The 8,544-nt window shown below is 42.0% G+C and carries 8 protein-coding genes; all 8 read left to right on the top strand.

The window, feature by feature from the left end; translation table 11 throughout:
* Positions 1-528: 528 nt before the first annotated feature.
* Positions 529-1,239, top strand: coding sequence for a type II secretion system protein (locus K6G33_RS12680; RefSeq protein WP_296780106.1), 711 nt, complete (start codon positions 529-531; stop codon positions 1,237-1,239).
* A gap of 360 nt (positions 1,240-1,599) precedes the next feature.
* The gene (locus tag K6G33_RS12675) at positions 1,600-2,757 is read left to right on the top strand and encodes an ABC transporter substrate-binding protein (RefSeq protein ID WP_296780104.1); all 1,158 of its coding nucleotides are present in this window, start codon (positions 1,600-1,602) and stop codon (positions 2,755-2,757) included.
* The gene (locus K6G33_RS12670) at positions 2,754-3,629 is read left to right on the top strand and encodes an ABC transporter ATP-binding protein (protein ID WP_296780102.1); all 876 of its coding nucleotides are present in this window, start codon (positions 2,754-2,756) and stop codon (positions 3,627-3,629) included. The genes K6G33_RS12675 and K6G33_RS12670 overlap by 4 nt, the downstream gene beginning before the upstream one ends.
* Positions 3,538-3,945, top strand: a complete 408-nt coding sequence (locus K6G33_RS12665) for a hypothetical protein (RefSeq protein WP_296780107.1) — start codon at positions 3,538-3,540, stop codon at positions 3,943-3,945. The genes K6G33_RS12670 and K6G33_RS12665 overlap by 92 nt, the downstream gene beginning before the upstream one ends.
* Before the next feature lie 26 nt (positions 3,946-3,971).
* On the top strand, positions 3,972-4,319 hold the full coding sequence (locus K6G33_RS12660) for an ABC transporter permease (protein WP_296780100.1): 348 nt from the start codon (positions 3,972-3,974) through the stop codon (positions 4,317-4,319).
* Between the two features lie 16 nt (positions 4,320-4,335).
* Entirely contained in the window at positions 4,336-5,919 is a 1,584-nt protein-coding gene (locus K6G33_RS12655; RefSeq protein WP_296780097.1) for a nitrogenase component 1, read from the top strand.
* A complete protein-coding gene (locus K6G33_RS12650) occupies positions 5,912-7,258 on the top strand; it encodes a nitrogenase component 1 (RefSeq protein WP_296780095.1) in 1,347 nt (448 codons plus the stop codon). The genes K6G33_RS12655 and K6G33_RS12650 overlap by 8 nt, the downstream gene beginning before the upstream one ends.
* Positions 7,259-7,743: 485 nt before the next feature.
* Positions 7,744-8,472, top strand: coding sequence for a DUF134 domain-containing protein (locus tag K6G33_RS12645; RefSeq protein WP_296780093.1), 729 nt, complete (start codon positions 7,744-7,746; stop codon positions 8,470-8,472).
* Positions 8,473-8,544 lie beyond the last annotated feature (72 nt).

The following is an 8,544-nucleotide window of genomic DNA, read 5'->3' as shown; positions in this document are numbered from 1 at the left end:
AAACTGTCGATACAAAACATTTCCATTTGATTTCGTTCCGCTCTGTTTTCGCTCACCATTCTACTCAGCTCCCTTCTCCTATATTATACCACATAAATGCGAAAAAGACCAGCTTTCGCTGGACTTTTTCGACAGGCTGATATCGGCTCCGTGAGGAGCCGATATTTTTATATTTGCTTTTCGATGAAAGATAAAATGTGAGAACATGATATGTGTTTTTCAAATTATTCTGTGCAGTGTGATCCTGAGTGGAATATACTGGTTATTTATGCATAAAAAACTATTCCGACTTGTATATTTTTACGTGATTTACACTTGTGAAAATTTACTAAATGTAGTACTTGAAATTATGTAAAGCAACAAAAATTCACTGGTTTAGTGGAGAATTAACAAAAAATCCATAAAACTTGTTGAATTGTATGGTATCATATAACCAAGGAAAAAGGAAGAACTTAATAGTATTTAAAGTGCATATTCGATATGCACTTAATGCATTTAAAGAGATCTTCCTGTAAGGGGGTATAGAATATGAGAAAACGTCGTGGCTTTACACTGATAGAGCTGATAATAGTTATTGCAATACTCAGTGTTCTTGCAGCTATGATCGCACCTGCAATATCAGGATATTTAGTGCTTTCAAAAAAGAAGGCAACTGTCGAGAACGGACGAACGATATATATGGCAGCAGCTCTTGCGCTTTGCGACGAGGACGCATATGAATCGTTCTATACGCCGCAGAATACATGGGTCGCTTATGAATCAACTCCTGGCGGTTGTGTCGTAAACACAACAACCGAGTATAAAGGTGTATCGAGTACTTATTCTCAGAGAATAACAGATCTTAATTCACCTCTTGCAGAAGAGGGAAATTATCGTTTTACCGTGGTTGCGAGAGTTGACGGTCGTAGTCACAGTACAGGCGGCGACTGGAAGAATCCTTCGCATATAACTCACGTTTTCAGAACATGGGATTATTCTGACAAGAGATATAAGACATTTGTAAATAAAATGTGCGCTGAGCTCGATATGAAATTAGGACAGCAGAAAGGTAAGAATTTCCAGGTCAAAATGCCGTATAACAAGCGCGAGGACGGCGGAAGCCTTCCATTGATACGCTGGCTGATCTGTTACCGCCTTGACGATCCAACTCAGATAGAGGTATGGGCAGGCGATGGCTATAAGTGTGAAAACGGACCTGCATACCGAGTTTATCCTGATCCTGCAAGCAATTACAAATAATTCTTGCATGGATTTCAGATAAGTGTAAGACCTTGTGAACGCTTCTGATTATTCAGAAGCGTTCACGCTTTTTATTGATACAAAATTATTAGTGAGCTTGCAAATGTTATAAAAAAAGATAGTTTAACAATATAAAAATCGAAAACCTATCGGTATTTTCGATATATAATGCTTATAAATCTGTATTGGACAGACAAATTTTTGTATGCTATAATATGCACATAATTCAACTGGAAGGAAGTGACACGGCAATGAGAAAAGGGATAGATAAACATAATTTTTCATTTGCGAAACGCTGTATGAAACGAATGTGTAGCACAAAAGTATAAATCATAAGCTTCACATACAGGAGGAAAAAATATGCGTTTCAATAATTCGGGAAAAAGAGTTGTTAGTCTGCTTACAGCATCAGTTATCAGTGTGTTTATGATGACAGGCTGTTCGGACAGATCACAGGAAAAAACAAATTCAAAATCCAAAGAACTTATACCGTTTTCTTTGGGATATCTGCCGTCAACAGGACATCTTTTATATTTTGTAGCTAAAGAAGAAGGCTTCTTTGAAGATGAAGGACTTGACGTATCACTTTCAAATTTTGACGGAAATACAGATATAGTTATGTCGGTCGCATCAGGAAAGCTTGACGCGGCAGCGATCGGAAGCACTTCATGTATTGCATACATATCTCAGGGAGCAGACCTTCAGATCATCGGCGGTATCATGAAAGAAGGCCACGCACTGGTAGTAAAGCCCGAGCTGGTCAAGGGTGTTGATCCGAAAGATTACAGTCTTGAACTGCTGAAAGGTAAAACCATCGCAAATGTGGACAAGGGCGTTACAGACATTGTATATCGTTATGTATTTGAACACAATCTCGGCTATGAGATCGGTAAAGATGTTTATTTTGAGAATATGCAGAGTGCGGGGCTGGAAACACTGCTGAACAAGGATATTGATGCAGTTAGCGTTTATACACCATTCAGAGCCATTGCTGAGCAGAAAGGATACGTGATCCTCGATTATTCGGGACAGAACGAGCCTTTCAACGATCATCCGTGCTGCCGAAATCTGGCATCAAAAACACTTATAGAAGAACACCCTGAGCGCTATGTTGCATATCTTCGTGCTCTTATCAAAGCATATAAATTCTATCAGGAAAATCAGGATAAGACCTGCAAGGATATTGCAAAATACTGCGATACCGATCTTGAAGTCATAAAGAACGAGACCTACGGCAAGTACATCAGTTCTACTCCTGATCCTGAAACAAAGGCTGTCTGGGTATGGTATGATGCATTGCTCAGCGGAGGATATATTGAAGAATTTGACATGGAGTCTGCTATAAACACCGATCTTTACAAGCAGGCACTGGAAGAAATTTCAGCAGAAGAACCGGAAGAACAGTTCTGGAAAGATATGCTGGATCATTTTGAAGAATACAACGTCAATTATACCAGAGAAGATTTCTTTGATATCTATGACGATAACTGGAACTATACGGGAGGTGCGAAATCATGAGCAAAATTGAGATAAGAGACCTTTCCATGGAATATGGGATCAAGAATAAAAGCTTTACCGCATTGAAGAATATCAATATTGATGTAGAAAAAGGTGAATTTGTCAGCCTTCTCGGTGCAAGCGGCTGCGGAAAGAGCACACTTCTCACCCTTATCGACGGTATCCGCAAACCATCAGCAGGCAATATCACCATAAACGGCAAGCCTGTAACAGGTACGGGCAAAGACAGGAGCCTCGTATTTCAGAATTATTCCCTCTTTCCATGGATGACTGTTCGCAGGAACGTTGCGTTCGGAGTTCGGCAGCTTCATTCTGAACTCAGCAAGAAAGAATGTTATGCGATTGCAGATGAGTTCGTAGAAAAGGTGGGGCTGACCAATTTCAGAAATATGTATCCACTTCAGCTTTCAGGAGGTCAGCAGCAAAGGGTAGCGATCGCAAGAGCTCTTGCTACAAATACGGAAATATTGCTTATGGACGAGCCTTTTGGCGCTCTGGATACAAAAACAAGAGCATCTCTTCAGGATCTTCTGCTTTCACTGTGGAGAAACGAAAAAGAGAAGAAAACTGTTATTTTTGTTACACACGATGTGGACGAATCTATTTTCCTTTCGGACAGGATAGTTATAATGCAGCCAAATCCCGGACGTATTTACAAGGATATAAAGGTTCCGTTTAAAAGACCTCGCATTCGTGAAGAACTGACAGATACAGAAACTTACAGAGAGTTCAGGAAAGAGATAATATTTTCCTTCTATGAAGCAGAACAGGAGGCAATAAATGACGATAAAAAAACGATTTCTGCGAATTACCCACGTATTATTCGCAATTTTACTTCTGGTCCAGTTACTCCCCTCGAAAGCAGAGGCTAATGAGTACCGATCACATTTAATAGCTGCGGTTTCGTCTGCTGAAGTCATTTTCATTATTTTCTCCGCATTCTTTAAAAAGGAAAATTTCCTGCGGGATTTCGGAAACATTTTATCTGTGATATATGTTATTCTTACAGCATGGACGATACTTGCACCAAAGACACAGACCCTCGATCCGCTGATATTTCCTGCACCGGGAGAAGTTGTGTGGTATCTTGTGAAAGATACTGACAAGCTCTCGGAAGGCATAATCAGCTCTGTACAAACAGTATTTACAGGCTACATTCGTCTTTTAATACTGTTTCAAAATTTATAATCTTTTTGTCCGCATACTGGCCTATCATGAAAGGCACGATCGCAGGTGTTTCAAGTGTGGAGAAAAGAATACTGGATACGGCAAGATCATTAAGTGTCGGAACAACTGCACTGCTGCTGCACGTTATTATTCCGTCTGCTTTGCCAAATATTTTCGCAGGAGCTGCACAGGGACTCGGAGTCTCATTCCTGATGCTTACTTCCGCTGAAATGATAGGCGGACAGTCAGGTATCGGCTATTATGTGCAGTACTATGCTAAATTTGGTGATTATCCGCGTGTTATCCTTGGAATTATCATTCTTGGCGTTATTATATGCCTTATCTCGGTAATTTCAACAGCACTGCAAAAATACTTCCTGAGATGGAATAACTGAAAGGTAGGCTAAATATATGACCTCAACAAGAAAAATAAACTTGTCAATGTCAGAGTGTGACAATCGAGAAATGCGACTTGGAACTATAACTTCATGGGACGGCTCGGCATCAGAACTGACAAAAGCCTCAGACTATGAAGAGCGAAGTGCAGAAAAACAGCAGAAATGCTGCGGAAAGAGGGGGAGAGCCTGTCAGCTTTGCGAACTGAATATGCCTTTCAGTCAGGAAACGACCTGCGCTCACGCAATGGTTTCATGTCAGATCGGAAACATTACTGACTGCATTCTGGTAGAGCATTCTCCGATCGGATGTTCGGCACAGCAGCATGGTCTGAATATATCAATGAATATCGGACTTGCCAGAAGACACAAGCAGCCGCAGACAATAAGCATATTAAGCACTAATCTGCTTGAAAAAGACATGGTATTCGGTGCAAGCGACAAGCTTCGCCAGACAATAAGAGATGCCTATTACAGGTATTCTCCGAAGGCTGTATTCATTTCAATGGCTTGCTCAACTGCGATAATCGGAGAAGATATCGACAGTATCGCATATGAGCTTCAGGACGAGCTTGGCATTGAAGTGATACCGCTGCACTGTGAGGGCTTTCGTTCAAAGCACTGGAGTACGGGCTTTGACATCTCACAGCACGGTATACTGCGCAGTATTGTTGAGAAAAATCCTAAGAAAAAGCAAAAAGACCTGATAAATATCGTACAATTATGGGGAACTGATTATTTCAGCGATATCCTTAAACCGCTGGGACTTCGCGTCAATTATCTTGTGGATATGGCAAGCTATGACGAGCTGAAACAGGCAAGTGAAGCGGTTGCCACTACGACCTTCTGCCATACACTCGGCTCGTATATGGCGACCGCACTTGAGGAACATTTCGGTGTTCCGCAGATCAATGCTCCGCAGCCATACGGGATAGCTGCAACAGATGAATGGTTGCGCACAATCGCCAAGGTCGTCGGCAAAGAAAAAATTGTGGAAGAATATATCGAGAGCGAACATAAGAGAATACAGCCTGAACTTGATGAATTACGCGAAAAACTGAAAGGTTTGTACGGATTTGTAATGACAGGTTCAGCGTATGCACACGGATTGACTTCCGTTCTGAAGGAGCTTGGGATAGGTGTAGACGGTTCTATCGTCTTTCATCATGATCCTGTTTATGACAGCGGTCAGGAGAATCAGAACACACTGAAATTTCTTGTGGACACTTACGGTGATATCCCGTATTTTACAGTAAGCAAAACTCAGCCGTTCCAGCTTCCTGCGATCCTTAAACGCTCAAAAGCTGATTTTGTAATTATCAGGCACGGCGGACTTGCAACAATTGCAGCAAAACTCGGCATTCCCTCGCTTGCAATGGGTGATGAAAGCATTCCTATAGGCTATGACGGAATCCTCAGAACAGGACGCATTATCTTGAATATAATTGCCCGCAAGAGATTTGATCGTATTCTTGCAAGGCATACAGAGCTGGGATATACAGATTGGTGGCTCAGTCAGTCAGATCCGTTTATTCTTGCAAGACATCCGGAACTTTTGGATGAAAACGAAGAAAGCAAAGGAGATCCCTTAAATGGCTGATACAACAATCAAAAGAACAAATACAATTACACACCCTCGCTATGGCTGTGCGATCGGAGCTGCATTTTCTGTTGCAGCGATCCCCGGCGCAGTTCCTATCGCTAACTGCGGACCCGGCTGTATCGGTAAGCAAGCCGGTATTATCACAACAGCTTCGCAGGGCACAGCGTACCCCGGTGCAGGAAATATCCCGAGCGTTAACTGGGGCGAAAACGAAGTAGTATTCGGCGGCGCAAAGAAACTTGACGATCTTATAAAATCAACTCTGAAAATCATGAAGGGCGATCTATTCGTTGTTTTAACAGGCTGTTCAGGCGAACTTGTCGGTGATGACGTTGAAGCTGTCGTAAAAAAATACAGAAATCAGGGCTATTCCATTGTGAGCGCAGGCACGGCAGGTTTCAAGGGGAATAATCTTTTTGGACATGAAAATGTATCTATTGCGATCATAGATCAGTTTGTAGGTGAATATAAGGGCAGAAAACAGAAAAAACTTGTCAATCTCTGGTTTGAAACGCCTTACTTCAACTCATTCTGGCGCGGAGATTATGAAGAAATAAAACGAATTCTGGAAGGTGCAGGATTTGAAGTGAATATTCTGTTCGGTTCGCTCAGCAAAGGCTCGGAAAGCTGGAAAAAGATTCCGAAAGCAGGCTTTAATTTGCTGATCTCTCCGTGGGTAGGACTAAAAACAGTTAAACATCTTGAAGTAAAATACAAGCAGCCCTATCTTCATATTCCTGTTATTCCCATCGGCGAAGAAGCAACCAGTGCATTCCTGCGTCAGGTCGTTGAATTTGCGGGCATAGATAAAACCAAGTCAGAAAAATTCATTGAGGAAGAGTCCAAGCAATATTATAATTATATTGAACATTTTGCGAGCTTCTTCTCACAGTATTGGTTTGGACTTCCTGCAAAATTTGCCATTGTTGGCGACAGTACTTATAATACAGCATTTACTAAATTTTTGACGGATCAGCTCGGACTTGTTCCGTTAAAGGCTGTCATCACTGATAATCCGCCTGAAAAATACCGTGATAAGATACGTGATGTCTATCATCATCTGACAGAAGATGACGAAGTATCATTGGAACCTGAATTCGTTGAAGACGGTTACTGGATCGAAAAAATATTGGAAGAAACAGATTTCGGCAGCGAGATCGGGGTTATTTTCGGCAGCTCATGGGAAAAACAGATAGCAGCTGACAAGAATCTTAAACTGATCGAAACATCGACTCCTTCTGCAAATGAAGTCGTTCTTAACAGAAGCTATGTAGGATACAAGGGCGCTTTGACGCTGATCGAAAAGGTCTATACTGTTGCTATGGGAAACAGATAATAAATAATATAAGTACTTCAAAGTAAGCGCAAACTGCCCCCAGCCCTTCCCAAATAACTAAACCGAGCCGAAGATCTTCCTCGGCTCGAACTGTATATTTGATTCCACGATATAGTGATGTGAGGAAATATTTGTTCATTATGTCTGCATAAAAAACGTTATGATCTGAAGAACTTTCTGAACGTTCATAGCTGAAAAAACTTTTCGCAGCTGCTGTTATACCTTTTTTTCTTTGAATAGTTGATTATGGATTGACGGCGAGCGGTGATCTGTGTTATAGTATTCATGGCGGATCAGCTGACCTTCTGTTGCTTTTATGTTCGGAACATAAATGTAACACAGGTCTATGCTGCTCCGCTGCCTTTTATTAATTGTCTTACTTCTATTGTAAACCTACAAGTCAATATCCGGAAACACAAAGATAATACTTGACATAAGTCAGATATTGCGATATAATCGACATATGTCAGAAAGGAGATACTGATATGCCAAGACCTCAGAAATCCCGCCGTATCTGCTGTTATCCCGATTACTGGAGCTTTGCTCCCGATCAGGACAAGGCAAACGATACGATAGTAATGTCGCTTGACGAGTTTGAGAGCATACGTCTTATAGACTATTATTCAAAGACGCAGGAGCAATGTGCCTCTGAAATGAACGTGTCGAGAACGACCGTCACGGCGATATACGACACGGCAAGAAAAAAGCTTGCACAAGCGCTGGTCGAGGGCAGACGTATTGTCATTTCGGGCGGAAATTATACTCTTTACAACACTATCTCGGAGGAGATAACTCGGAAAGGAAGCAAGATTATGAGAATTGCAGTAACTTATGAAAACGGACAGATATTCCAGCACTTCGGCAGGACTGAGCAGTTCAAGCTTTACGATGTTGCTGACGGCAAGATAATCAATGAGCAGGTAGTCGGAACAATGGGTGCAGGACATGGCGCTCTTGCGGGTTTCCTGAAAAACGCTCAGGCTGACGTTCTGATCTGCGGAGGCATCGGCGACGGTGCGCAGATGGCTATGCAGGAAGCAGGCATTACTCTTTACGGTGGTAATATGGGAAGTGCTGACGAAGCTGTAAAGGCATTCCTTGCACAGACACTTGTTCAGAATGAGAACCCTACATGCGACCACCACCATGAACACGGCGAAGGTCATTCCTGCGGAGATCATGGCTGCGGAACTCACAGTTGCGGTAACCACTGATGAAGTACGATCATACCGAAAAGGCAGTCGCTCTTTTCACACAGGGATATAACTGCGCTCAGTCTGTTTTTG

It is taken from the genome of Ruminococcus sp. (assembly GCF_024691275.1).
Classification (GTDB): domain Bacteria; phylum Bacillota; class Clostridia; order Oscillospirales; family Ruminococcaceae; genus Ruminococcus.
Note: the sequence above shows the minus strand (reverse complement) of the source record. Positions and strands in the feature narration are given on the sequence as shown.

What these genes read in the sequence shown, in the direction of transcription:
- K6G33_RS12680 (WP_296780106.1), top strand. Translation starts at nt 529, where the DNA reads ATGAGAAAACGTCGTGGCTTTACACTGATAGAGCTGATAATAGTTATT.
- K6G33_RS12675 (WP_296780104.1), top strand. Translation starts at nt 1,600, where the DNA reads ATGCGTTTCAATAATTCGGGAAAAAGAGTTGTTAGTCTGCTTACAGCA.
- K6G33_RS12670 (WP_296780102.1), top strand. Translation starts at nt 2,754, where the DNA reads ATGAGCAAAATTGAGATAAGAGACCTTTCCATGGAATATGGGATCAAG.
- K6G33_RS12665 (WP_296780107.1), top strand. Translation starts at nt 3,538, where the DNA reads ATGACGATAAAAAAACGATTTCTGCGAATTACCCACGTATTATTCGCA.
- K6G33_RS12660 (WP_296780100.1), top strand. Translation starts at nt 3,972, where the DNA reads ATGAAAGGCACGATCGCAGGTGTTTCAAGTGTGGAGAAAAGAATACTG.
- K6G33_RS12655 (WP_296780097.1), top strand. Translation starts at nt 4,336, where the DNA reads ATGACCTCAACAAGAAAAATAAACTTGTCAATGTCAGAGTGTGACAAT.
- K6G33_RS12650 (WP_296780095.1), top strand. Translation starts at nt 5,912, where the DNA reads ATGGCTGATACAACAATCAAAAGAACAAATACAATTACACACCCTCGC.
- K6G33_RS12645 (WP_296780093.1), top strand. Translation starts at nt 7,744, where the DNA reads ATGCCAAGACCTCAGAAATCCCGCCGTATCTGCTGTTATCCCGATTAC.